The organism is Salmonella sp. SJTUF15591 (genome assembly GCF_043356435.1).
Classification (GTDB): Bacteria; Pseudomonadota; Gammaproteobacteria; order Enterobacterales; family Enterobacteriaceae; genus Salmonella; species Salmonella enterica.
The window spans coordinates 435,051-460,469 of the sequence record NZ_JBEUJO010000002.1; the positions used below are offsets into that span (position 1 = coordinate 435,051).

Annotated in this window: 24 protein-coding genes; 7 read left to right on the plus strand and 17 right to left on the minus strand. The window is 52.0% G+C overall.

What is annotated here, in order from left to right; all coding sequences use genetic code 11:
* Positions 1–271: 271 nt before the first annotated feature.
* Positions 272–1,576, minus strand: a complete 1,305-nt coding sequence (locus ABVM99_RS06320; protein WP_000784371.1) for an MFS transporter — start codon at positions 1,574–1,576, stop codon at positions 272–274.
* 404 nt (positions 1,577–1,980) lie between these two features.
* Between ABVM99_RS06320 and uxuA the strand changes: the two genes are divergently transcribed.
* From uxuA to uxaC, 3 genes are all read left to right on the plus strand, one after another.
* Complete coding sequence (gene uxuA, locus ABVM99_RS06325) at positions 1,981–3,165, plus strand: mannonate dehydratase (protein ID WP_000815487.1); 1,185 nt, start codon at positions 1,981–1,983, stop codon at positions 3,163–3,165.
* Positions 3,166–3,275: 110 nt separating this feature from the next.
* The gene (locus ABVM99_RS06330; RefSeq protein ID WP_023194452.1) at positions 3,276–4,748 is read left to right on the plus strand and encodes a fructuronate reductase; all 1,473 of its coding nucleotides are present in this window, start codon (positions 3,276–3,278) and stop codon (positions 4,746–4,748) included.
* Between the two features lie 11 nt (positions 4,749–4,759).
* Positions 4,760–6,172: a glucuronate isomerase gene (gene uxaC, locus ABVM99_RS06335; RefSeq protein ID WP_000190180.1), complete on the plus strand. Its 1,413-nt coding sequence runs from the start codon at positions 4,760–4,762 to the stop codon at positions 6,170–6,172.
* A gap of 299 nt (positions 6,173–6,471) precedes the next feature.
* Here the strand turns inward: uxaC and ABVM99_RS06340 are convergent, their stop codons facing one another.
* Together ABVM99_RS06340 and gss are read right to left on the minus strand one after the other, a co-directional pair.
* Complete coding sequence (locus ABVM99_RS06340) at positions 6,472–7,530, minus strand: methyl-accepting chemotaxis protein (protein ID WP_000475245.1); 1,059 nt, start codon at positions 7,528–7,530, stop codon at positions 6,472–6,474.
* Positions 7,531–8,199: 669 nt separating this feature from the next.
* The gene (gene gss, locus ABVM99_RS06345; protein WP_017466052.1) at positions 8,200–10,056 is read right to left on the minus strand and encodes a bifunctional glutathionylspermidine amidase/synthase; all 1,857 of its coding nucleotides are present in this window, start codon (positions 10,054–10,056) and stop codon (positions 8,200–8,202) included.
* A 226-nt stretch (positions 10,057–10,282) separates the two neighbouring features.
* On the opposite strand from gss, the gene yghU reads away from it, so the two are divergent.
* Positions 10,283–11,149, plus strand: coding sequence for a glutathione-dependent disulfide-bond oxidoreductase (yghU, locus tag ABVM99_RS06350; protein ID WP_000774852.1), 867 nt, complete (start codon positions 10,283–10,285; stop codon positions 11,147–11,149).
* Positions 11,150–11,216: 67 nt separating this feature from the next.
* Here the strand turns inward: yghU and ABVM99_RS06355 are convergent, their stop codons facing one another.
* The 14 genes from ABVM99_RS06355 to ABVM99_RS06420 form a co-directional block, all read right to left on the minus strand.
* Complete coding sequence (locus ABVM99_RS06355; RefSeq protein ID WP_001613763.1) at positions 11,217–11,927, minus strand: molybdate ABC transporter substrate-binding protein; 711 nt, start codon at positions 11,925–11,927, stop codon at positions 11,217–11,219.
* Positions 11,927–12,979, minus strand: coding sequence for an ABC transporter substrate-binding protein (locus tag ABVM99_RS06360; protein WP_001032017.1), 1,053 nt, complete (start codon positions 12,977–12,979; stop codon positions 11,927–11,929). Before ABVM99_RS06360 ends, ABVM99_RS06355 begins: the two co-directional genes overlap by 1 nt.
* A 75-nt stretch (positions 12,980–13,054) precedes the next feature.
* Positions 13,055–13,303 (minus strand): hydrogenase maturation factor HybG, encoded by a 249-nt coding sequence (gene hybG, locus ABVM99_RS06365; protein WP_000334887.1) that lies wholly within the window; start codon positions 13,301–13,303, stop codon positions 13,055–13,057.
* Positions 13,304–13,330: 27 nt separating this feature from the next.
* Positions 13,331–13,672 carry a hydrogenase maturation nickel metallochaperone HypA gene (gene hypA / locus ABVM99_RS06370; RefSeq protein ID WP_000544945.1) on the minus strand — a complete coding sequence of 114 codons (342 nt, stop codon included), beginning with the start codon at positions 13,670–13,672 and terminating at the stop codon, positions 13,331–13,333.
* Positions 13,665–14,153: a hydrogenase-2 assembly chaperone gene (gene hybE, locus ABVM99_RS06375; RefSeq protein WP_023194451.1), complete on the minus strand. Its 489-nt coding sequence runs from the start codon at positions 14,151–14,153 to the stop codon at positions 13,665–13,667. The genes hypA and hybE overlap by 8 nt, the downstream gene beginning before the upstream one ends.
* Positions 14,146–14,640, minus strand: a complete 495-nt coding sequence (locus tag ABVM99_RS06380) for a HyaD/HybD family hydrogenase maturation endopeptidase (protein ID WP_001221960.1) — start codon at positions 14,638–14,640, stop codon at positions 14,146–14,148. Before ABVM99_RS06380 ends, hybE begins: the two co-directional genes overlap by 8 nt.
* Complete coding sequence (gene hybC / locus ABVM99_RS06385; RefSeq protein ID WP_023194450.1) at positions 14,640–16,343, minus strand: hydrogenase 2 large subunit; 1,704 nt, start codon at positions 16,341–16,343, stop codon at positions 14,640–14,642. Before hybC ends, ABVM99_RS06380 begins: the two co-directional genes overlap by 1 nt.
* Entirely contained in the window at positions 16,340–17,518 is a 1,179-nt protein-coding gene (gene hybB, locus ABVM99_RS06390; protein ID WP_000017678.1) for a Ni/Fe-hydrogenase cytochrome b subunit, read from the minus strand. The genes hybC and hybB overlap by 4 nt, the downstream gene beginning before the upstream one ends.
* Entirely contained in the window at positions 17,508–18,494 is a 987-nt protein-coding gene (gene hybA / locus ABVM99_RS06395; protein ID WP_001081721.1) for a hydrogenase 2 operon protein HybA, read from the minus strand. The genes hybB and hybA overlap by 11 nt, the downstream gene beginning before the upstream one ends.
* A gap of 2 nt (positions 18,495–18,496) precedes the next feature.
* Positions 18,497–19,615, minus strand: a complete 1,119-nt coding sequence (gene hybO, locus ABVM99_RS06400) for a hydrogenase 2 small subunit (protein WP_000145429.1) — start codon at positions 19,613–19,615, stop codon at positions 18,497–18,499.
* Between the two features lie 189 nt (positions 19,616–19,804).
* The gene (locus ABVM99_RS06405; RefSeq protein WP_001059119.1) at positions 19,805–20,092 is read right to left on the minus strand and encodes a DUF2623 family protein; all 288 of its coding nucleotides are present in this window, start codon (positions 20,090–20,092) and stop codon (positions 19,805–19,807) included.
* An 84-nt stretch (positions 20,093–20,176) separates the two neighbouring features.
* A complete protein-coding gene (locus ABVM99_RS06410) occupies positions 20,177–21,820 on the minus strand; it encodes a methyl-accepting chemotaxis protein (protein ID WP_021000782.1) in 1,644 nt (547 codons plus the stop codon).
* Between the two features lie 306 nt (positions 21,821–22,126).
* Positions 22,127–22,621, minus strand: a complete 495-nt coding sequence (locus ABVM99_RS06415; RefSeq protein WP_000439335.1) for a TIGR00645 family protein — start codon at positions 22,619–22,621, stop codon at positions 22,127–22,129.
* A 279-nt stretch (positions 22,622–22,900) separates the two neighbouring features.
* Positions 22,901–23,404 (minus strand): ESA_00282 family adhesion-associated protein, encoded by a 504-nt coding sequence (locus ABVM99_RS06420; protein WP_001519110.1) that lies wholly within the window; start codon positions 23,402–23,404, stop codon positions 22,901–22,903.
* A 103-nt stretch (positions 23,405–23,507) separates the two neighbouring features.
* Here ABVM99_RS06420 and ABVM99_RS06425 point away from each other — a divergent pair, with 103 nt between their 5' ends.
* From ABVM99_RS06425 to ABVM99_RS06435, 3 genes are all read left to right on the plus strand, one after another.
* Positions 23,508–23,918 carry a hypothetical protein gene (locus ABVM99_RS06425; RefSeq protein ID WP_000936449.1) on the plus strand — a complete coding sequence of 137 codons (411 nt, stop codon included), beginning with the start codon at positions 23,508–23,510 and terminating at the stop codon, positions 23,916–23,918.
* Positions 23,905–24,309, plus strand: a complete 405-nt coding sequence (locus tag ABVM99_RS06430) for a hypothetical protein (RefSeq protein ID WP_000665656.1) — start codon at positions 23,905–23,907, stop codon at positions 24,307–24,309. The genes ABVM99_RS06425 and ABVM99_RS06430 overlap by 14 nt, the downstream gene beginning before the upstream one ends.
* A 123-nt stretch (positions 24,310–24,432) precedes the next feature.
* A complete protein-coding gene (locus tag ABVM99_RS06435; protein ID WP_023194505.1) occupies positions 24,433–25,317 on the plus strand; it encodes an SDR family oxidoreductase in 885 nt (294 codons plus the stop codon).
* Positions 25,318–25,419: the final 102 nt, after the last annotated feature.

The window sequence follows — 25,419 nt, forward strand, 5'->3', positions numbered from 1 at the left end:
GTAGAAGCATTGAACCTTTATTTACATAAAGGGGACTTTATCGATGATCGCAGCGAGACAGAGAGTCGATAAAAATCCAGGCGAAAAACAATAACCCTTACCACAATATTATTTTCAGCATCTGAAAATAATCAGGCAAACTAAATGATAACGCGCTGGTATAAAACCAACGCGTATTTTTACCGATAAGGGTAATGAAGACGGCCACCCGAAGGTGGCCGTTAGAACCCGGTAGCGCTTCGCTTATCAGGCCAGTGAAACCGAGACAGCTTTAGCGGTGAGACGCCAGCGGCTGTTCCGTCATTGGTGGGTGGTGCTTTTCCGGATCTTTAATTAGTACCCACAGGATGATGGCGCCGATAATATCGAACAGACTGAGTGCAATGAAGAACGGGCCATAACCGATAATAGCGACCAATGCCCCCATAAACAGGTTGAAGCTTAACTGTCCCATCCACGCCGCAGATCCTGCCAGACCGGCAACCGTCGCGACCTCATTTTTCTTGAACAGGTCAGCGCTCATGGTAATCACAACGGTAGACAGCGTCTGGTGCGCAAAACCGCCAATACTCATCAATGCAATGGCGACATACGGGTTAGTCGTAATGCTGACAAAACCGATCGAAATCATCAAAACAGCGCCGATGGTAAAGCTACAACGACGCGCATTGATCGTGGTCATGTGCATCTTTTCCATGAAGAACTTCGCCAGGAAACCGCCTGCAACGCAGCCAAAGTCCGCCGCCAGGAACGGCAGCCAGGCAAACATGGCGATCTCTTTTAACGGCAGATGCATCACGTTAATCAGATACAGCGGCATCCAGAAACTCAGCGTTCCCCATGCCGGGTCAGCCAGAAAACGGGTAATCGCCAACGCCCAGAAGTTACGCTTTTTAACGATCTCTTTAACGGCCGGTTTTTTATTATCGTCCTGGAGATAGCTTTCCTGGCCGTCTTCGATATAACGCAGCTCTTTGTGGGTGATCCACGGGTGTTTATTTGGCGAGTTATAAATCAGGAACCAGGTGATGGCGAACAGCACGCCGATCCCACCGGTAATCACAAACGCCATTTCAGTACCGATGCCGCTATCAGCAAAGGTCAGCATCGCCCAGACCACCAGCGGCGGCGCCAGCATCGCGCCAATCGAAGTACCGATATTAAACAGGCCCCCCGCAATACCGCGTTCTTTCGTCGGGAACCATTCGGCGCTGGCTTTAATCCCGGCCGGAATCGCTGACGCTTCGGTTAGCCCCATCAGACCACGCAGAAATGCCAGGCTTATCCAGCCGCCGGCCAGCGCGTGCGCCATGTTAATCAGCGACCATAACAAGGCAAAGATAAAGAAGCCGATTTTCAGTCCGATGACATCCATCAAATAGCCGGTGATCGGCTGCGCAATGGTGTAACAAAGCTGGAAGGCGCTCACCACCCAGGAATATTGTTGCTCATCAAAATGGAGTTCTTTCATCATCGCTGGCGCCGCAACGCTAAGCGAGCTACGGGACAGGTAGTTTACGATGGTCCCTACGCAGACCAGGCCGATAATCCACCATCTTAATTTTGTCATCTTCATGATAAAGCCTCGTTAAAAAACATTAGCTCCGCGCCGTCTGACCTGTAGCGGGAAAACTGAAATCACAAAAATTGGTTGACCAATCAATATTTTCTCATCCGGACCGGTCAAAATCTGGCGGCAACTCCCGCACTTAGTATTCTTGAAATAAATACATCAACTCATTTCAAGTTGAATGGTGAATGCTTTTCACCCAGTAAAAATTGACACAGATCAAATAAATAAAATTGGCAGACCGTGAATGATGATATTTGTGATTTGGTTAGCCAATTTAGACAATAAGGTTGACATGAGAAAAATTTTGGTTGAATTTAGGGGGCAGAACGGGTTTACAAAGCACGTTTCGATGTTGGCTGGCAATGGGTCAACCACGAAGACGTTATCGCAAGAAGAGGAAACGAGATATGAAACAAACCTGGCGCTGGTACGGACCTAACGACCCGGTAACGCTGTCAGATGTACGCCAGGCTGGCGCAACCGGCGTGGTAACGGCGTTACACCATATCCCGAATGGAGAAATTTGGTCGGTAGACGAGATCCAGAAACGTAAAGCTATCGTTGAAGAGGCGGGTCTGGAGTGGTCTGTGGTAGAGAGCGTACCTATCCATGAAGACATCAAAACCCATACCGGTCAGTACGATTTATGGATCAAAAACTACCAGCAAACGCTGCGTAACCTGGCGCAATGCGGTATCTATACGGTTTGCTATAACTTTATGCCGGTGCTGGACTGGACACGTACGGATCTGGAATACGTATTACCGGATGGTTCAAAAGCGTTGCGTTTTGACCAGATTGAATTCGCCGCGTTCGAACTGCACATCCTGAAGCGTCCGGGAGCAGAAGCCGACTATACGGCAGAAGAGATTGCTCAGGCAGAGCGGCGTTTCGCCACCATGAGCGAGGAAGACAAAGCACGTCTGACCCGCAACATTATTGCCGGTTTACCTGGCGCGGAAGAAGGCTATACGCTGGATCAGTTCCGTCAACACCTGGCGACGTATAAAGATATCGATAAAGCAAAACTGCGTGAACATTTTGCCTATTTCCTGAAAGCCATTATTCCGGTTGCCGACGAGGTTGGCGTGCGTATGGCCGTTCACCCTGACGATCCGCCGCGCCCTATTCTCGGCCTGCCGCGCATTGTCTCTACCATTGAAGACATGCAATGGATGGTGGAAACCGTTAATAGCATGGCGAACGGCTTCACCATGTGTACCGGATCTTACGGCGTGCGCGCCGACAACGATCTGGTTGATATGATCAAGCAATTTGGTCCGCGCATCTACTTTACGCATCTGCGTTCTACGCTGCGCGAAGAGAATCCGAAGACCTTCCACGAGGCCGCCCATTTGCACGGCGATGTGGATATGTATGAAGTCGTTAAAGCGATTGTGGAAGAAGAGCACCGTCGTAAAGCCGAAGGTAGCGACGATCTGATCCCAATGCGCCCGGACCACGGTCATCAGATGCTGGACGATCTGAAGAAGAAAACGAATCCGGGTTATTCCGCCATTGGCCGTCTGAAAGGGCTTGCGGAAGTCCGCGGCGTCGAACTGGCTATCCAGCGCGCTTTCTTTAGCAAATAACCTTCTTTCGCATGGCGCGACGCGTCATGCGATTTCCCCTACTCAATGCAATAGCAACATGCCTCGCCCCGGAGATCGCGGGCGAAGACGTCGAATGACAGGAGTTTGCAATGGAACAGAATATCGCCACCGCCCAGGTTTCCGTCGCCCGCCCAAACTGGGACAAATCACGTCTGGTATCCCGTATTGTGCATCTGGGCTGCGGGGCGTTTCACCGCGCGCACCAGGCGCTCTTTACCCATCATTTACTGGAAAAGAGCGACAGCGACTGGGGCATTTGTGAAGTGAACCTGATGCCGGGTAACGACGCGCGGCTGATCGCGAACCTGAAAGCGCAAAATCTGCTGTACACCGTTGCAGAACGCGGCGCAGAAAGCACCGAACTGAAAATTATCGGTTCAATGAAAGAAGCGCTGCACCCTGAATTCGACGGCCATGCAGGGATTCTGGCGGCAATGGCGCGCCCGGAAACCGCCATCGTCTCCTTAACCGTGACCGAAAAAGGCTACTGCACCGACCCCGCCAGCGGCGAGCTTGATGTCAATAACCCGCTGATCCAAAACGATCTTGCCCATCCACAGCAGCCTAAATCCGCCATTGGCTATATTGTCGAAGCGCTAAACATGCGCCGGGAGCAAGGACTGAAAGCTTTTACCGTGCTGTCGTGTGATAACGTGCGCGAGAATGGTCACGTCGCGAAGGCTGCCGTCCTCGGCCTGGCAAAAGCTCGCGATGCCGCCCTCGCCGCATGGATTGCCGACAATGTGACCTTCCCCTGCACCATGGTTGACCGCATTGTTCCGGCGGCGACCGAAGAGACGCTACAGCTGGTTGCCGACCAGTTAGGGGTTTATGATCCTTGCGCTATCGCCTGCGAACCCTTCCGCCAGTGGGTCATCGAAGATAACTTTGTGAATGGTCGCCCGGACTGGGACACCGTCGGCGCGCAATTCGTTGCAGACGTCGTACCGTTTGAGATGATGAAGCTGCGTATGCTTAACGGCAGTCACTCTTTCCTCGCCTATCTGGGTTATCTCGGCGGGTATGACACTATCGCCGATACCATGACCAACCCGGCTTACCGTTGCGCGGCGCTGGCGCTGATGCTTGATGAACAAGCGCCGACGTTGTCAATGCCGGAAGGCACCGATCTGGAAGGGTATGCGAATTTGTTGATCGCGCGTTTCACTAACCCCTCGTTGAAACACCGCACCTGGCAGATCGCGATGGATGGCAGTCAGAAACTGCCGCAGCGTTTGTTGGACCCGGTGCGCCTGCACTTGCAACAGGGCGATGACTATCGCCGCCTGACGCTGGGCGTCGCCGGATGGATGCGTTACGTCGGCGGTGTCGATGAGCAAGGTAAAACCATTGATGTCGTCGATCCGCTGCTCGCGCAGTATCAGGCGATTCATCAGCAATATCAGACGCCGGAAGAACGCGTTCGCGGGCTACTGGCCATCGAGTCTATCTTTGGCAACGACCTGCCGAAGAACCACGAATTTGTGCAAGCCGTTACCGACGCTTACCAACAGCTATTGCAGAATGGCGCGAAAGCCACGGTAGAAGCGCTGGCTAAGTAAGGAGATAAATCATGGCTACGTTTATGACTGAAGATTTTCTACTGAAAAACGACATTGCCCGCACGCTGTACCATAAATACGCCGCGCCCATGCCGATTTATGACTTCCACTGCCATTTAAGTCCGCAGGAAATCGCCGACGATCGCCGTTTCGATAACCTCGGTCAGATCTGGCTGGAAGGCGACCACTATAAATGGCGAGCGCTACGAAGCGCAGGCGTGGATGAGTCGCTGATCACCGGCAAAGAGACCAGCGATTATGAAAAATATATGGCCTGGGCCAATACCGTACCAAAAACGCTGGGCAATCCGCTGTATCACTGGACGCACCTTGAACTACGCCGTCCATTTGGTATTACAGGTACGCTGTTCGGACCGGATACCGCGGAAAGTATCTGGACGCAGTGTAATGAGAAACTGGCGACGCCGGCCTTTTCCGCGCGCGGTATTATGCAGCAGATGAATGTGCGGATGGTCGGAACCACCGACGACCCGATAGATTCTCTGGAATATCACCGCCAGATAGCCGCCGACGACAGCATTGATATTGAAGTCGCGCCAAGCTGGCGCCCCGACAAAGTTTTCAAAATCGAACTGGACGGCTTTGTCGATTACCTGGGGAAACTGGAAGCGGCGGCAGATGTCAGCATTACCCGTTTCGACGATTTACGTCAGGCGCTCACTCGCCGTCTCGACCATTTCGCCGCCTGCGGCTGTCGCGCGTCCGATCATGGCATTGAAACGCTGCGATTTGCGCCGGTGCCCGACGACGCGCAGCTTGACGCCATTCTGGGCAAACGTCTGGCTGGCGAAACGCTGAGCGAACTTGAGATCGCCCAGTTTACCACGGCGGTGCTGGTCTGGCTGGGCCGTCAGTACGCCGCGCGCGGCTGGGTGATGCAGCTACATATTGGCGCGATCCGTAACAATAATACCCGGATGTTCCGCCTGCTGGGGCCGGATACCGGCTTTGACTCCATTGGTGATAATAACATTAGCTGGGCGCTCTCCCGTTTGCTCGACAGTATGGATGTGACCAATGAACTGCCCAAGACTATCCTCTATTGCCTGAACCCACGTGATAACGAAGTCCTGGCGACCATGATCGGTAACTTCCAGGGGCCGGGAATTGCCGGAAAAGTGCAGTTTGGTTCCGGCTGGTGGTTTAACGATCAGAAAGACGGGATGCTGCGCCAACTGGAGCAACTGTCGCAAATGGGACTGTTAAGTCAGTTTGTCGGGATGCTGACCGACTCCCGCAGTTTCCTTTCTTATACGCGACATGAATATTTCCGTCGTATTCTCTGTAACCTGCTGGGACAGTGGGCGCAGGACGGAGAGATTCCTGATGATGAAGCGATGCTAAGCCGTATGGTTCAGGATATCTGCTTCAATAATGCCCAGCGTTATTTCACGATTAAATAATCGCTATTAATCTGTGAGCACAGGTCTCAGGTATTTCGAGGGGCAGGAAGGCGGTAAGAGAGTGAGAAATTTAGCAGTAACGCACTTTTCCAGCCAAAGACTGGCCACCGATAAAAAGCAAAGAGGTTGCTGATTAATCCCGAATCACTTACTAAGGTAAGTGATTCGGGTAAACAAACACAGCTATCTTCTGCGTCATGCTTTTTTTCTCTGTCCGGAATAACTCCAGTGCAGAAAGTGTGATACATCAGTCCTGTTGATAATGGCTCCTGTTGGTTATACGGTAATAACTCATGACTTCACAGTGTGGTTTCTTTTAATAAATCGACAGCCAGCATTTCCAGCTGATTAACCACCTCATTACTGGAGCGCTCCATTCTGTCGAGTTCTTGCGACATCGCATTCATATCGCCTGCGGCAAAATAGTTCAGCGCAGAGTGACCAGCGCTATGCACCTCTTTATGCGGCGCTTCCAGACTACGGAAACTGTAGTAATTGCTAAACTGCTGCCCTTCAAAACCGTAGTACCATTTCCCCAGCCGACACTGATCGTGCATCGTTATTTTACTGTTTATGTCTTTATTTAAGAGTAATTTGTAGACTTCCATTTTCCAGATAACATGGTCAACTTTGACAATATTCAAAAACTGCACCGTAGAGATGTACTGCATGACCGATTTCATGCTCAGCGATTTATCGATGACGATGCCAATAGACTCCACAATTTGATTTATGTTAGTCGTAATATTATCAATAACCGGCTGTTGGTTATCCAGCACCTCACTCACTCTGGCCGTATTATCTTTGATTACAGAGGTTAACGTACTGACGCTTTTCGAACTGTGTTTAACATCTTCGGACAGGTTTTTCACCTCTTTCGAAATAACGCTAAAACCACGCCCGGCATCCCCTACGCGCGCGGCCTCGATCGCGGAGTTAATCGCTATCAAATTGGTCTGGTTAGCGATCTTCTGTATCTCTTTAATACACGCATTAATTTGCGTTAAGGAGGTATTTAAGTCGCCCATACGACAGCCAATATCCGACGAAGTCGTGCCAATTTCGGTGATAAATTCCACGAGCGATTTTAATGAACTTCTGGCTTTATCATTCTGTTCGTTAAGTTCATTAATACGTTCTTTTTCAATGTTGAGCTGCTCACAGGACTTAATGATGGCATTACGAATGATATCGATCGTCGAGATCCCCATCAGAATTTTTTGACACAGTATCCGCTCATAAGGCTCAGGAGTATCCACCACCACGTCAGACGCATTAGCGCCAGATTCTGCTGCTGGCGGCGGTATTTTTACAACATTATTATTCCAGTGGCGCAAGCCTAATACTTTTTTAAACATATACCATTCTCCTTATTATATGTGGACATCCTGATCTATGCCTGGATAAAGTATTATCAACGCATGCTAACATAATGAAAAATCGGCTGTCATCTGCCATAACCATACGCTTACCAGAATAAGACAAAACGTCCACCAAACTTAAATAATTACAAGGTAAACTATTCAACAATACCATTAATAGTCATAATGGAAGTCGCTTCGCTTTATACTGAAATATTATTTACAAGGCTGACAACAATAGCTGAATAATAATTAACTGCATTTACTTAGGTGTAGCTATATCTCGCCACGAAGATTGCAGACAGGGTTTAAACGCAAACTTTTGCAATAGAAAAATAACCTAACGTAAACTTTTTATATGACTAACAATATCATTTAAACTCGTCAATATATTATGCTGTCCGTTTACCAGCCAAACAGGCATGACCTAAATCCAAAGGGATAGGGGCGGCGTAACCAGCCGCAAAAAGTATCGATTAATCGAAAATCAGGAAACGGATGCGCCAACGCGGCGAGCGTCACCGCCTGCGTCAGAAAAGTTAAGAATAATTTGTGATATTATTTCTCATATGTTACCAGTAAATGGCAGGCTGACAGCCGTTCGCTGGTAAACACAACAGGCAGGATATCGGCACCCACGCCGATACCCCGACGAGAATGCCCCCGTTACGCTTTGATGACGATTAACGGTTCAATATCGCTCTCTTTTTTAATGACTAATGAATCATCGCCGCGCAGGCACGTACCGCCGTAGTTACCGCCCACGGTAAACGTACAGACCTGAATATACTTCCCGGCGACCTTCGGCAGGCACCACAACTGCTGATAGATATTTTTCTGCGTGGCGAACTTGCCGCTGGTTTTATCCAGGAGCTCTTCCTGATGGCTCACCAAATCAATATTACTACCGCAACGTCCGGCAATCGGTTTTACCGCATAGCCGGTCTGCACCAGCTCATCGTTAACGGTAAAATCCGTGTCGAGCAAATAGCGATGATGCGGGAAGAGCGACCACAGGATGGGCAGGATCGCTTTGTTACCCGGGATCACCGTCCACAGCGGTTCAAACACCAACACTTCCGGGCGCAGTAATACATCAATCAGCCGGACTTCATTTTCCGGGTGCCCGGTACGAATAGGCACTGCGGCATACTCCGTCTCGCTGACTTCGCGTATCTGCTCCATCGCCGTTTCCCACGCCCAGGTTTTCCAGACACAATTCACCAGCCGTCCGTCGCCATCGATCAACTGCCCGGCGTCATCCCAGCGCAACTCGCCCAGCCCGCGGAGAATTTTGCTCGCGAAACCAGCCTGATGCAGCGCCTGCTGCATAAACTGCGCGTGATAGTCCTCCTCGATATCATCATCCTGCATGATATGGACGAAAGGACGCGCTTTACTGTGTTTCCAGGCGCCTGCCAGCTCGTTAATTAAGCCCTCCGCCGGGTTATGCCCTTTACCGGTATAGCCCTGCTCAGCCCATTTTTCGAGAATTAATCCCGCTTCGGTATGGCATGATGCGGAATCGGCATTGTATTCATAGACTTTCAGCCCGCGTTCATCCATGCAGAAATCCATACGACCGGTGATCATATGGTGACGACGGCGCTGCCAGGAGAGGCGCAGACGCGGCCAAAGAATTTTGGGGATATCGAATAGCGCCAGCAGATTATCGTCTTTTAAAACTTTGTCCGTGGCGTGCAGGTACATCAAATGCAACTCATTGGTCGCTTTGATAAGCTCCTGTTCAGCGCTCTCGGTGATGGTAAAATACTGGTACGGGTCCTGATTGATAACGTGCCCGTTCGCCTGTACATAGGCTTTTTGTAACGGATCGCGCTCATCCAGCCACGGACCGTCAAACTGACCTTTCTCTGGCAGTCTTGCGCTGCGAATCGCCAGCGACTGATTCGCGATGTCAGGCTGTGACAAACTGTATTGCGTGTCGTCGGTCTGGATCATCCAGCCTAAAATCGTCGTGTCATCAAAGGTGTCGCGCAGGGTGTAACACCCGTTTTCTACAACCATTTCCAGTTCGCGAGTCCACTGCTGCCCTGGCGGCAATGGCGTGTGGATAACGTTTTGCTCAGCAATACGAATTTTGTTATCCAGGAGCTGGGTGATAATCGCAACGTGCCCGGTTTCGTTAAACTCGCCGCCCTTTTGCCAGATGAGCAGCGCCCCGGCCTCCGGCGCGCGCGGCGAACCGTTCGGGAAGGCCTGCAAAGGCAAAATATTGTCATTCACGACCTCGCGCAGAAAACGCAGCGAGAAGATTTCCCAGGCCATGCCGACGTCAGTAAAAACAACGCCATAATTCAGAAAGAGAAAACGGCGGGCAAATTCCACGCACTGCCATTTATGCCCCATGTATTCATCGTCGATGTAGCTACGAAAAGCTGCGTCGTCGTCGTCCCACGGATCGAGGGAATTGTAATCTGAAGAGTAGATCGCTACGCCGCCGGGGGCGTAACCCAATAATGTCCCGAAGGGGGCATCCTGACTGGTGGTTCCTTTGCTCATGCACTTACCTCAAAACAAGACCGCCTGAGCAGCCTGGCGTGATTTCGCTCTGATTGTCTGCTCTGTGACACTAACCGGACAGAGGTCGACATAATCATACACCTCAATAAGGCACACTGAGGCCAGAAGGTTAAAATTTCACTCGCCGGAATGTCCCAATCGGTTAAATGTCCGGTTAGCAAGCTGCTACACTGCTTCAACACCACCACTGTGAAGGCAGGTCAATATGGCAGATAATACTTATCAACCCGCAAAAGTCTGGACGTGGGATAAATCCGGCGGCGGCGCATTCGCTAACATTAATCGCCCGGTTTCCGGCCCGACGCACGACAAAACGCTGCCCGTCGGCAAACATCCGTTACAGCTCTATTCGCTGGGGACGCCTAACGGCCAGAAAGTGACCATTATGCTGGAAGAACTCCTGGCGCTGGGCGTGACCGGCGCCGAATATGACGCCTGGTTGATTCGCATCGGCGAGGGCGATCAGTTCTCCAGCGGCTTTGTTGACATCAATCCGAACTCAAAAATCCCGGCGCTGCGCGATAATTCACACAACCCGCCGATTCGGGTTTTTGAGTCGGGCGCAATTCTTGTTTATCTGGCGGATAAGTTTGGCCATTTCCTGCCGCAGGATCTGGCTAAGCGCACAGAAACCCTTAACTGGTTGTTCTGGCTACAGGGCGCGGCGCCGTTCCTCGGCGGCGGTTTCGGTCATTTCTATCATTATGCGCCGGTAAAAATTGAGTACGCCATTAATCGCTTCACCATGGAAGCCAAGCGTCTGTTGGACGTGCTGGATAAGCAGTTAGCTCACCACCCGTATGTCGCGGGAGAAGAGTACACTATTGCCGATATGGCCATCTGGCCGTGGTTCGGCAACGTGGTGCTGGGGAATGTCTATGATGCAGCGGAGTTTCTGGATGCCGGAAGTTATCAAAACGTACAACGCTGGGCGAAACAGGTAGCCGAACGTCCGGCGGTAAAGCGGGGGCGCATTGTCAACCGGACCAACGGCCCATTGAACGAACAGCTTCACGAACGCCATGACGCCAGCGACTTCGAAAACCATACCGAAGATAAACGTCAAAGTTAAACCATGAGGCCGGATGAGGTAGTAATGTCGTCATCCGGCATGGTATTCCCTGCTGACGCTTCGCTTATCAGTTCTGCGAGCGTGTCATATGCGGCGCTTCACTAAACCCATGTTGCATGAGAATCGACCTCGCCCGTGCTGATAGTAAAAAGTCGGCAAGCGTTTTTCCCTGCTCGCTCAGGCAGGCAAAGCCATATTCAGCCACGGGATTATAAGGTTCCGGGATATCAACCACTCGCAGCGAATTAACCTGCCGTAGCCTGGGAGCATAGCTGGCATAGCCGATAAAGATATCGGTGTAATCATGATTGATGAGCCATTCCGCCGCCAACCGGCCCGCCGGTAACGACAAAGTCTGCCTGCCGCCAACCAGCGCTACCGCGCGTTTTCGGACCGCTTCGCCCTCCTTGCCCATCCGCGAAAAAAGCTGCTGCGTATAATCGCCGGAAGGATCGCAACCTGCTGTTGAGGTGCCGATCCGCAGATCCCGCCGGGTTAATAGCGACAGCCAGTCCTCGCCTTCACGCATCGCCTGTGCCCGCACGCTCAGACACAAACGGTTCGTCGTAAAAGGCGCGACCCGCAGCGCCCGCCCGCTTTCCAGCAGCGCCTGCGGATGCGCCAGGTTCGCCGAAGCAAAAAAGTCGCACGCTTCGCCCGCTTCGATGCGTTCACGTAACAACCCCGCCGGACCGAAATCACATACCGCATCCGCCTGAAACGCCGCCATTAGCTGCGGCCAGACGACACGCAAGCTCCCCGCAGCCAGTATTCGCATCACTGTACGCCCTGATAGTCAGTACGGTAAAAACGTTGATACCAGTCGTTAGCGGCCTTTTGCATGTCAATATCGTGGAATTTTTCCGGATAGAGTTTTTTCGCCATCCACAGTTCGCCGATTCCCACCGCCTCCGGCATCGGATATCCCCAGGCTTTGGCATAATCCGGCATCAGGTAAACCCGATGATGCTTCACCGCGTCAATGACCTGCCACTGGGGATTGTGCAGGATCTCATTGACGACCTTCGGATAGCGATTCTGGACAAAGATCACCTGTGGATCCCAGGCGATCACCTGCTCCATTGTCACCTGCTTAAAGCCTTTCACCGAGGATGCCGCTACATTCAGCGCCCCCGCATGGGCCATCATCAGACCGGTATATTTACCGGAACCGTAGGTGGTCAACTCCGGATTCGCCATATAGGCGCGAACCCGCTCATTTTCAGGAACCGACTGCAAACGGTCGCTGACCATCTTGCGACCTTTATCCATCGCCTCAATCAGCGCTTTCGCCTCCTGCGGTTTATTGACGATATCGCCAATCAGCGTTATTCCTTCACGCAGCCCGCGATTATAAGCCTGCTCTTCATCGGCCAGGGTCGGGTTCATTTTAGCCTGCTCGCCAGCAACATCATGGCGCAGCGAAATCGCCACCACCGGAATGCCAAGACGGCTGATCTTGTCGATCATCTCCTGCGGAGCGTAATTCGTGACAAACACCACCTGCGGGCGCAGCGCCACCAGTTTTTCAGGATCAACGTGCGTTAGATCGCCCAGCGAGGCTTTTTGCGCCAGTTCCGGCGCCAGACGCGCATAGCCGTCGCCTAATTGCTGTTTCCAGTTCGCCATGACCCCAACGATTTTGTCAGTGGCATTCATCTGTACAAGGAGATTGAGCGTTTGATGCTGGAGCACCACCACTCTGTCGACGGTATCGGGAACCGTGACCTGGCGGCCAAGTTGATCGGTAAAAGTACGCGCCGCCTGTGACATTAACGGCCAGCAAAAAAGCAACGCCAGCAGAGAGAGCTGGCGCAAAAATTTATTCATAGGTTTCGCCCCATAATCGATATATAAATAATTATACAACGATTATAGAGCGATATAATAGAGGTGATTAAGGGATCACGCGCTGGTGATGTCGTACTCCATGCGGCGCAGCGCATCTAACGTGGCTTTCGCTTCGTCTTCGTCAATGATGCTCATCGCAAAACCAACGTGTACCAATACCCATTGCCCTATCAGATCGGCTGGCTTACCTTCACAAATCAGAGCAATATTGACATCACGTTTGATGCCACACACTTCCACCTGCGCAAGCTGGTGAATATCATCTCCGACGGCCAGCACCTGACCGGGGACGCCAATACACATAATTAACCACCTGAAATAAAATGCGGGTTATTCGACCTCAATACTTTTTACTTTCAACGAATCGCCGGTATCCACCCGCAGGCGATCGCCATGACAATGCGGACATTGCGCGTCATGCCTGAGAATTTCCACCACCTGACTGCAATCCCAGCACCAGGCCTGGGCCGGTCTGTAGTCGATGTGCAATTCGCACCCTTGCGCTAAAGTCCCCTGGCAGGCGATATCAAAGCTGAAACGAACCGCGCGCTCTTCAACGCACGAAAGCGCGCCTATCTCCAGCCATACGCCGGTGACGCGCGCCACGCCGTGCTGTTCTGCCTGCTGCTGAATAATTTCAACGGCGCTTTGGCAAAGAGACAGCTCATGCATTCTCACAGTTCCGACGGCCAAACAGCAACGCACGCCGGCTTGTCTGCGGCGCATCAGGATTGCTTACCGGCAGGGATAACAGCATCCGCGCGCAGTCATCCGCCAGCCGGACGCCCTCTTCCGGCGACAGGCTACGGGAAAGCGGCGACATCAACGAGCAGGCAAGATATTGCGAAACGCCTTCCAGTTCGCCAACGGTAAAGGTCATCGTGCCATAAGGCAGTTGCAGACCGAGTTTTTCACCGACGGTACGCCCGGGCCAGATCTGGTCCGGGCCAGGGAAGATTAATGCGCTTAACATCCACGGCGTAATTACCGTGCCCGTCCATTGTCCTTCAAACAACGTAAAATCAGAGACATGCACAGGCATAGTCGGATGCAGAAACGAAAGATCGTGCATCGAACGATGGGCTATCTCTTCAAACGCCGCCTGAACCCGGGCGACGGGCGCCGTGTCGAATCCGGAAAACGTTTCAGACATGCGCCGTCTCCTTAGGAATTGCTTCGACGCCGGACTCACGCAGCGCAGCAAGAACCTGCTCAAGCGCAGGCTCAATCATCGCCTCGACGGTTGGCGTTAAGCCGATGTGCGGTTCCAGCGACTGTGGAATAACGCCAACCAGGGTCAGTTTCTTCGGAAACTCGCCGGTAAAGCGGAGGGCCGACAATACGTCGGCCAGTCCAAGCTGATGGGGGGAGATTTTGTTGGTGAACAGCGCCGGAACTTCATCGTCGCGCAGTACCATAATGGTTCCCGGCGCGTTCTTTTTCGACACGATGGCGTCGGCAATGATCAAATGATCACGATTCGCCATATCGCCAAGAAGTTCCATTCCCGCCGTACCGCCATCCAGAATCTCAACGAAATCCGGCAGGGTGTATCGTTGCTCTAACGCTTCAACAATACGCACCCCGATGGCTTCATCGGTCAGCAAAATATTGCCGACCCCTAAGACTAATATCCGCATTACAAAACCTTCACCGAGACCACTTCATTGCCATCGGCGTCCACCACGTGTACCGCGCACGCCATGCAAGGGTCGAAGGAGTGGATGGTACGTACCACTTCCAGCGGCTTCTCCGGATCGGCGATCGGCGTACCGACCAGCGACTGTTCGTACGGCCCCACGTCATCGTTGAAGTTACGCGGACCTGAGTTCCAGGTCGATGGCACCACCGCCTGATAGTTACTGATAATGCCGTCTTTAATCACCATCCAGTGAGACAGCATACCGCGCGGCGCCTCCAGGAAGCCCACGCCTTTGAACTCGCCCGTCGCCGGAATGTTCGGCTTCACAAACGTGGTGTAATCGCCTTTGCCGATATTTACAATCAGCGCGTTGTATTGATCCTGCAATATGTTTTGCAGTTCACAACAGTGAACGGTACGCCCGATGATACGACCCAGCGTAGAGTGAAGTTGCGCCATTTCCAGCGTTTTGCCGGTCAGCTTCTGATAAAGCGCAATGATTTCATTGAGCTTGGTCTGCGTGGATTCACGACCTGCAGCCAGTTTACACAGCATGTTCGCCAGCGGCCCGACTTCGACGGTTTTGCCGTAGAATGTCGGCGACTTGACCCATGAGTATTTACCGTCATCCGACCAACCGTCGTAAGCCGGGATCGTGGTGCCTTCCCACGGCGCCTGCGGCGCTTCATCTTTATACCAGGCGTGCTTCGCGCTCTCCTGAATACCTTTAATCAGGAATTCGTCGGAGTGAGAGGTGATCGGACGGTATGTCGACAGATCGGCATTGGTAATGTAACCGCCCGGGAACAGGAAACTGCCGTTTTTACCGTCGGTCGGGAATTCCGGCGCGCTCAGGTAGTTCACCGCGCCTTTGCCGCGCTCCAGCCATTCCGGATAGTAGGCCGCGATGACTGCGGTATCCACTTTATACACCTGCTCGACAAAATCGCTCAGCTTATCGATAAACGATTTGATGTACATCAGGCGTTCGAGGTTCAACGTACCGATGCTGTCGAGATTGATCGGGTTCGCCACCCCACCGACCGCCAGGTTCTGGATATGCGGCGATTTACCGCCCAGCAACGCCACCACGCGGTTAGCGTCACGCTGACATTCCAGCGCCTGCAGATAGTGGGCGACCGCAATCAGGTTGACCTCCGGCGGTAACTGCATTGCCGGGTGCCCCCAGTAGCCATTGGCGAAAATACCTAACTGACCGCTGGCGACAAGATCCTTGATCTTGTTCTGAACTTTCGTGAACTCTTGCGCGCTGTTCAGGTGCCAGCTCGACACGCCATCCAGCATCGCAGAAGCTTTTTCCGGATCGGCTTTCAGCGCAGAGGTAATGTCCACCCAGTCCAGAGCAGAGAGCTGGTAGAAATGGACAATGTGGTCATGGGTGGTATGCGCCGCCAGAATAATATTACGGATATACTGCGCGTTGACGGGAACATCAATATTCAGCGCGCTTTCCGCCGCACGAACGGAGGAGATCGCGTGAGTTGTCGTACAAACGCCGCAAATACGCTGCACAATCATCCACGCATCGCGCGGATCGCGGTTCTTCACGATCTCTTCCATACCGCGCCACATGGTGCCGGACGCCCATGCTTTGGATACGACGCCGTTCTCAATTTCGCAGTCAATGCGTAAATGACCCTCAATACGGGTTACCGGATCAATAGTAATTCTCTGGCTCATGCTTTGCTCGCCTCATGACGATTATGATCGTTTTGTTTTAAAGGAGGAAGTATCGGCAGTAGACGAATGAGTACGATGTATGCACAAATCTCAATAGCCACAAAACCAATAGAAATCAACAATTCTTCCCAGGTTGGGAAGTAGTGGTAGCCGCCACCCGGGTTGAATGCCACCAGCGAATAGGTCAGACGCCACGTCGCGCAGCCCAACAGCGCGCTCAGCGCCGACAGGTACAGCATACGAGAGTCATTACGCAGTTTCGCCACACGCAGCACCACTAACGGGAAGACCATCAGGACGACTTCAATCCAGAACATAGCGGAGTAAAAATCGCCGGCAAACGCATAGGACAGCTTGTCGCGATAAATCAGTTCGCCAAAGCGCAGGACGACGAAAATCGCCAGCAGCACGCTGATGGTATTCGTCAGCTTAACAAACAAATTTTTCTCATCCGGACCGTTTCCTTTCAGGCCTGCCTGAACCAGCGACCCCTCAAATATGACAATGGAGAAGCCCATGATAAACGCGGTCAGAACCGAGAACAGCGGCAGCATTTCATAGCTTTGCCATAGCGGATGCACTTTATAGCCCGCCGAGATCATCAATGACCCCATTGAGGACTGGTGCATCGTCGGCAGCAGCGCGCCCAGCGCGATAATAAAGAACATCACCTTATTCAGACGCTTGAGCGACACTTTCCAGCCCAGACGTTCAAACAGGGCAGGCGCAAACTCCAGCGCCATCACGCCGATGTAGATGGTCATACAGACCGCCGTCTCAAACAGTACCGAGTTCACGTTGAAGTGACCTGGAATGTAGAAGTACGGCAGGTTCCAGTAACGACCGACGTCGATAGTGATCGACAGGCCGCCCAGCGAGTAACCAAACAAGCTTGCCAGCAACGCCGGGCGCACCAACGGATGGTATTGCCCACGGTTAAAGACATACACCGCCCATGCCAACGCCCAACCGCCGCAGGCAAAGCCGGTGCCGATCAACAGGTCAAAGGCAATCCAGACGCCCCACGGGAAACCGCCGTTCAGGTCGGAAACGGAGCCCAACCCGAAGACCAGACGCTTCACGATAAGGAGCATACACAGGACGATTAACGGTCCAAAAATAATGACCGGTTTACTGATGATTTTTCCGCCCAGCGGTTTTGGATCATGACTCATGATCGTCTCCTCCATCGTGATGGTCGTTTTTGCTATTACGACGAACCAGCACGGTTAAGCCCGCCAGCGCAGCCAGGGGTAGTATCATGCCTTTATAAAGCGTGTGTTGAACATGCTCGGAGCGCGCTCCGGTTGAAAGGTCATCCAGCTTCGGCAGATCCAAATCTTCATAAGGAACGCCTGTCAGCACCAGCACCTGAGTACCACCGCCCTCTTTTTCACCGTAGAGGTGTGGGTAGTATTTAGGCACCGTATGCAGATAGGTGTCGTCCGTTTTCAACGTCTGGCGCGGATAGTGATATTCACTGCCTGGTTTGAGGGCCAGACGTTTTTTCGCTTCCGCCATCAGCTCTTCACGAGTACCGAAAATGACGGCCCCTGCCGGACAAACTTCCACACACCCAGGCAAACCGCCTTTATCCAGACGCTCAACGCCTTTCTGGTTACACAACTCACACTTGTGAAGCGCGCCAAACGGGTTGTTGTAGTCGTACTTAGGTACGTTGTACGGGCAGGCAACCATACAGTAACGGCAGCCGGTGCAGACATCTTTGTCATAGTGGACGATGCCGGTTTTCGGATCTTTTTTCAGCGCCGACACCGGGCAAACGGAAACGCAGTTAGGATCGACGCAGTGCATACACTGTTTCTTGATGTAGGCATAGCCGTTCTCTTCCTGATCTTTGTTCACGCCCGTACCGCTACGCCATACCTGAATAATGTTATTGGTATACGGCGACAGCTTGTCGTTGTTCGACCAGGTCTGCTCCCCTTCCGGGTTACGCGCCGGGAAGTTGATATCCTGACACTTTGTGACGCAGGCCTGACAGCCCACGCACAGAGTGGAGTCATACAGCATACCCAGCGAACCTGGAATCGGCGGACGGTTTTCTGCAGCCGCATGGCTGACAGACGGCGCGGCGCCCAACAGCAATGCTCCACCGGAGGCTGCTTTAATAAAGTCACGTCTGTTCACGGTTATTCTCCCCGTGAGTCAGCGTTATCTTTCTTTTGCTGACGCCCCAGTTCACGTACCGCCATCACGCTGACGCCGGCAACCAGACCGACTACGCCGCCAAGCAGACCGACAGCGCCCGCAGAGATATTGCCACCTTCTTTCATATTGACGTCAGGTTTCTCTGAACGCGGAGTTTGGTTTTCGACATGAGCAAGCTGGTGAATGCCCTTATGGAAGCCGATACCTTCTTCGTTACAGCCATAGCAAGGATGACCGATCGCCACTGGCCAGACGCCGCCAACGTCACAGAACTGTAACGTAGAACAGTTGCCCCAGGTTTCCGGCCCTTTACAGCCAAGATGGTAGAGACACCAGCCCTGACGGTGGCCTTCGTCGCCAAATTCTTTGGCAAAACGGCCTGCGTCGAAGTGTGGACGACGTTCGCAATGCTCATGAATCAGACGGCCATAGGCAAAGGTTGGACGATTTTTCGCATCTAGCTTCGGCGGCGTGCCGTAAGTGATGATATGCGCGACGGTCGCCAGGAAGTTATGCGGGTTTGGCGGACAACCTGGAATATTGATAACCGTTTTGCCCGGTAAGACTTCCTGCAGACTGACAGCGCCGGTTGGGTTTACGCCAGCCGCAGCAACGCCGCCCCATGCCGAGCAGGAACCGATAGCGATAATCGCGGCTGCGCCATCAGCGGCTTTGCGGATGTGATCCACGATCGGCTCGCCGGCAACCATGCAGTAGATACCGTTATCTTTTAGTGGGATAGAACCATCCACCACCAGAACATATTGCCCTTTATACTTCTCCAGAGCGTTATGTTTGTTTTCTTCGACCTGGTGACCGAATGCGGCGGAAAGTACCTCGTGGTATTCCAGAGAGATAGTCTCCAGAACGAGGTTTTCAACGGTTGGGTGTGTAGCACGAAGCAGTGATTCGGTACAACCGGTACACTCCTGAGCGCCAATCCAGATAACGGGCGGACGCTGTGGATTGGATACCGATTCTGCCATTTCTGCGGCGGCTTTGCTACTGAGCCCCATAGTAGCGGCCAGTGCTGCACAAAGCTTCATGAAATCACGACGGTTAATGCCGTGAGAAGTGATGAGAGTATTATCTCCAGTCATTTTATAGTTATTCCGTTACGAAGACCTGGCTTTTATTTTGCACTGTTCGCGAAGAAGTTATTGCGATCGGTACGCCATTTACCACACTTTTTTTATGGTTATGTGCGCCATAATACTTCGACGGAACAGTAAAACGAAGGGAAGAGGCGATAGTGTAATTAATTAAAGCAAGATAATACCCCTGTTGGATCAACCTTCGAGTCGATAACCGGCCATAAAGAAGCGAACCGCCATCCCGGAATGATTCTCTTTAAAGAAATCCATCACCATTTCTTTATCCAGACCATAGCGACGCGTCAGAATTCCAGCCTCCCACGCGCTAAGTTGACGATCGCCGGTCTTTTCGAACATACGGTGTGTAAAACCCAATACAAAGCCACGTTTATACTCAGAACAGAAATTCACCGCATGATGCGCGCTATATGCATATGGCGCGTGCAACCCGGCCATTAACCCTTTCCCAAAATGATTATTCATCTGACCTCCTTAGTCGCTATATAATAAATTATATAGCGACTAATTAAATGAAGGCCAGCGCATTACGCGCTTTTTTGCTTCACATCAGAAGGCAACCCATTCATCAGTAGACTGTGCGGGAGTCGACGCCATTCTCTGAACGCCAGGCGCCGCTTTCGCCGTTACGCGTTGTTGCGGCTCACTAGCGGAAAGCCGGAACTGCTGTACGGAGCGTTGCAAATCCTCCGTCTGCCGTTCCAGCGCCGCCGCCGCCGCGGAAACCTGCTCAACCAGCGCGGCGTTTTGTTGCGTAACGCTATCCATTTGCGTGATCGCCACGCCAACCTGAGAGATACCTTTACTCTGCTCTTCGGAGGCGGACGCGATCTGTTTCATAATCGTCGTCACTTCCGTGACGCCGCGCAGGATGGCGTCCATCGTCGCGCCGGTCTCCTGGACCAACTGCGCGCCTTGCGCTACGCGACGTACCGATTCGCCAATTAAGGCTTCAATTTCTTTCGCCGCCCCCGCGCTGCGGCTGGCCAGGTTACGTACCTCACCGGCGACCACCGCGAAGCCGCGTCCCTGCTCGCCCGCTCTGGCCGCTTCTACCGCTGCGTTCAAGGCCAGAATATTGGTCTGGAAAGCAATACTATTAATCACGGTAGTAATTTCGGCGATCTGCTGCGAACTGGCGGAAATACCGTTCATTGTTTCTACCACATCGGAAACCAGTTCACCGCCTTTTCCTGCCGTTAGCGAGGCGGCATCCGCAAGCTGACTCGCCTGGCGGGCGTGTTCGGCGTTCATTTTCACCGTTGCGGTAAGCTGTTCCATGCTGGCGGCCGTCTCTTCCAGCGCAGCGGCCTGTTCTTCCGTTCGGGAAGAGAGATCGTTATTACCGGTAGAAATTTCCGTCGCGCCGCGCCAGATATTGTCGCTTCCGGCGCGGATCGTACTCACGGCTTCGCGTAAACTGTCCTGCATCGCGCGTAGTAGCGGCACCAACCGGCCTACGCAGTTACGCCCCAACGCTTCAATCGGCTGGCTAAGATCGCCTTGCGCGATGCGCTGAAACTGCTGACGGATGCGCTCCAGCGGTTTCACCATCATTGCAACCAGATAGCGATCGGTAAAAATCAGGATAGCAATGCCCAGAATCACCGCCGTGATAAGCAGGATGCGGATGGTATAGGTTTTACCATCGACCATCACACGTGTGTTATCCAGCATGGCGCCAGCTTCATGACTAAACCGTTCCGCGCTGGCGCCGAACGCGCGACTGAGTGCGGGCGTGACCGTACTGGCATGTTCGCTCCAGGCGGTCAGCGATCCTTGCTGCGCCAGTTGCATTTGAGGAACGACGCCTTTCTCCAGCAAGGCCTGCCAGTTGGACAACACCTCCCTTGAGATATCAGGGTTCATCGGCCCTGGCGATAGCGCTTTCATCTCCTCCAGCTTCTGACGCATATTCTCGAGCGACTGCCGGGCGGGCGCAAAATCGGGCGTGCCGCCGCCGATTTTTACATCCATCGCGCGGCTAAGGCGGGTAACAAAGCGGAAATATTGATCGTTACCCTGGCTTAGCACCGTCATTTGCCGCACAAGATGCCGGTCAATATCATTTCCTTCCGAAACTTCGGATAAAGCATGGACGCTGTATAACCCCACCCCCGACCAGAGTAGACAAAAAAGTCCCAGTATCGTCAGCATGACCATACGAATAGTAAAGTTTTGCAGCAAACGCATATGAATTTCCTTGCTGAATATAAGAGATTAGTCATCAGACGATGACGCACTCTCGTTATCGGCAAGGCGCGGAGAATATATAATGCATTCTCCATTTTTTTACAGTTATCGCCGTTTACGTACCCGCAGATGTTATATATCTGTGAACGCAGAGAAAATCTTTCAGTGTTATTACTGAGTAAATGAATAGATGTAGTAAAAATATTGCGTAAGGCTGCAGGGAGACGGTTATCCACCGTTAAAGAAGCGCTGTTTTACAGCCGGGCTCAGCATCCTTTGCCCGACTGCCCCGCCGTGGACGGCGGCTCAATGGTTATGCCGCGTCAATCTGTCCAGATAGCCCATCACAAACGCCGACAGGACAAAGGTCAGATGGATGATGACATACCACATTAATTTGTTATCCGGGACGTTTTTCGCGTCCATAAACACGCGTAACAGGTGAATGGAAGAGATAGCGACTATTGATGCCGCCACCTTATTTTTTAGCGACGTCGCATCCATTTTCCCCAGCCAGTTCAGCTTCTCCTTGCCCGCAGAGATATCCAGCTGAGAGACAAAATTCTCATACCCGGAGAACATGACCATTACCAGCAATCCGCCAACCAGCGTCATATCAACCAGCGATAACAGCACCAGGATCAGATCGGCCTCCGCCAGGGCAAAAACGTTCGGCAGAACGTGTAGAATTTCCTGGAAAAATTTTAGCGCTAAAGCGATCAGCGCCAAAGAGAGGCCAAAATACACCGGCGCGAGCAGCCAGCGAGACGCATACATTACATTTTCAAGAAAGCGTTCCATAGGGACCTGTCAGGTAACTAAAACCAGCAACAGTATATCTCAACCATGCAACATCAGATCAACATGCCAGTTAAGAGCCTATCCCACCAGGCGTTATTGGCGCAGCCAGTTTGGACACGGACAGCGCGCAAAAACCGGAGCGTACACGTAGTACGTGAGGTTTGACTCGCTACGCTCGCCCTTCGGGCCGCCGCTAGCGGCGTTCAAAACGCTAACGCGTTTTGGCGAGCACTGCCCAGGTCCAAAATGGCAAGTAAAATAGCCCTAATGGGATAGGCTCTAAATCTCATCCGGGTTAACCTGCGGGCGCTGATATTCCGGCCATACCAGCGCGACCAATGCCGGGTAGGCTTCAAGACTGAACTCGCGAAAACACTGGCGTAAATTAAGGACGTCCAAATCCGAATACGGCACCTTTTCTCCGTTCAGACAACGCTTCTTAATATTGTCGTAATACTTATAAACGGCAGAGTTAAGGTCGCTGCAACGACGCTGTGCGTCAAATAATCCAGGCGTTTCATTCAACTCAGTCATTGTCATTCGTTTTATCGTTGCATGAAGGAAATCGATATATTCATGGTTAACGCGCCAGTACCATACCGGCGTTATCGAATTCATTAATACTGAGAAATGATCTTCGCCCTCTTCCTTTGTCATGGGTTCAGTTTGATTTAAATTTACGATTTTTCCACCAGGACGTTTTTTATTAACCTCCCACATCAGGAAGAGTATCGCGCCGGTCAGTAATAGCAATATAATAACAGAATAAAAAATACTGTTCATAGCAGGCTCCATTTTTTTTGATTTTAAAATTACGCCATGTTATTGTCAACGAAACCTACACTATTAAAAATAGTATACCACTGATCGTAAAGGATATTTAGTCATGCTTCCTGAGCATCTGGTTTCCTCTCATTTTCGCCTGTCATCGCCGCCCCCTGAAGCCACAGAAAACAGTAAAAATTTGCCTCAGGGAAAGACAAAACTCAGCGATTACGAGCCCGATATTTTAATTTGCGCTAACGCAACCGGGCAACACAGAAACGTATTATTTGAAGAACGCGACCGTCATATTAAAGAACGTCTGTATTGTGTGGCTAAAATTGAAACGTTTGCCCGCCTGATAAACGCACTACAGGCAGAAGGCGATATTGATGCCCAAACGCTAAGTAAAATACTGGCGGATAAAACCGCAATGATAAATGAAAAAGGTAATGCCATTTGGCTTAATTTAATCACTCGCGAAACCAATATGCCGCTATTTTATTCACTGGAAGATAAAGATGAAAGAAGTTGAAGACAATAACGTTTATTTGGCTTTAGACAACCATAAAAGTGATGAATTTATCTTAAAGCAAAATCTTGCAGCGCTAATCGCCAGTAAAAATGCCACCCTGGAAAAGGTAACTCAGGAGGTGGTATCCATACCGGCGGCGTTAGTACGCCTGAAGTGGCAAAACCGACGGGAGATGTATGCGTTACAGGTCAAAGAGGAGATTTATGGCGCGACCATCAATGCCATTATCGAGCAGCATCCTGAATTACGAGACAAAATTATGTCTCGTCTTGAAAGTGACTGGCAGCATCTGCTGGCTCGCGAGACGGCAACCTTACGTCTGATGCGTAAGCTTTCCGATGGCGACTACCGGACGCGCAACGTCACCACCGTCGCACGGCAAGAAAAATAACCTTCATGGCTAGTTAACTCTGTTGTGAATACGGGCGAAGCATAAGGATCGTTCTGATTCTCCCTCTTACGGTAGTAAAAGTGTCTACGCTTAAAGGGTGTTCAACCTGAAGGGAGAAGCTCAATGTCTCATCTATACGACCCTACCACGCAGTATTACACCGGCGAGTATCCTAAGCAAAAACAGCCGGCGCCCGGCGTCCAGGCGAAAATGACGCCTGTTCCTGACTGTGGTGAAAAAAGTTATGTCGGCAGTGGTCGCCTTAAAGATCGTAAGGCGCTGGTGACAGGGGGCGACTCCGGGATTGGGCGCGCTGCCGCTATCGCTTACGCGCGTGAAGGCGCAGATGTCGCGATCAACTATCTGCCAGCGGAAGAAGAGGACGCCCAGCAGGTTAAAGCGCTGATTGAGGAGTGCGGCCGTAAAGCGGTGTTATTGCCAGGCGATCTTAGCGACGAATCTTTCGCCCGTTCGCTGGTCCATAAGGCGCGTGAAGCGCTGGGCGGGCTGGACATTCTGGCGCTGGTAGCCGGTAAACAAACGGCAATCCCGGAGATAAAAGATCTGACCAGCGAGCAATTTCAGCAAACCTTCGCCGTTAACGTTTTTGCCCTGTTCTGGATAACCCAGGAAGTGATTCCGCTGCTGCCAAAAGGCGCCAGTATTATCACGACGTCGTCTATCCAGGCGTATCAGCCCAGTCCGCACCTGCTGGATTATGCGGCAACCAAGGCGGCAATCCTCAATTACAGCCGTGGCCTGGCGAAACAGGTGGCGGAAAAAGGAATTCGTGTGAATATTGTCGCGCCTGGCCCTATCTGGACAGCGCTGCAAATTTCCGGCGGCCAAACCCAGGATAAAATTCCGCAGTTTGGTCAGCAGACGCCAATGAAGCGGGCCGGCCAACCGGCAGAGCTGGCGCCGGTGTATGTCTATCTGGCAAGCCAGGAATCCAGTTACGTTACCGCAGAAGTGCACGGCGTGTGCGGCGGGGAGCATTTAGGCTAACGCATGAAGTCGATTAAGGTGGCGCAATTCTGTTAAGCAAGGCGCCACTTTAGGCAATAAAAAAGCCGGGTGGCGACTTCGCCTTACCCGGCCTACAGCGTC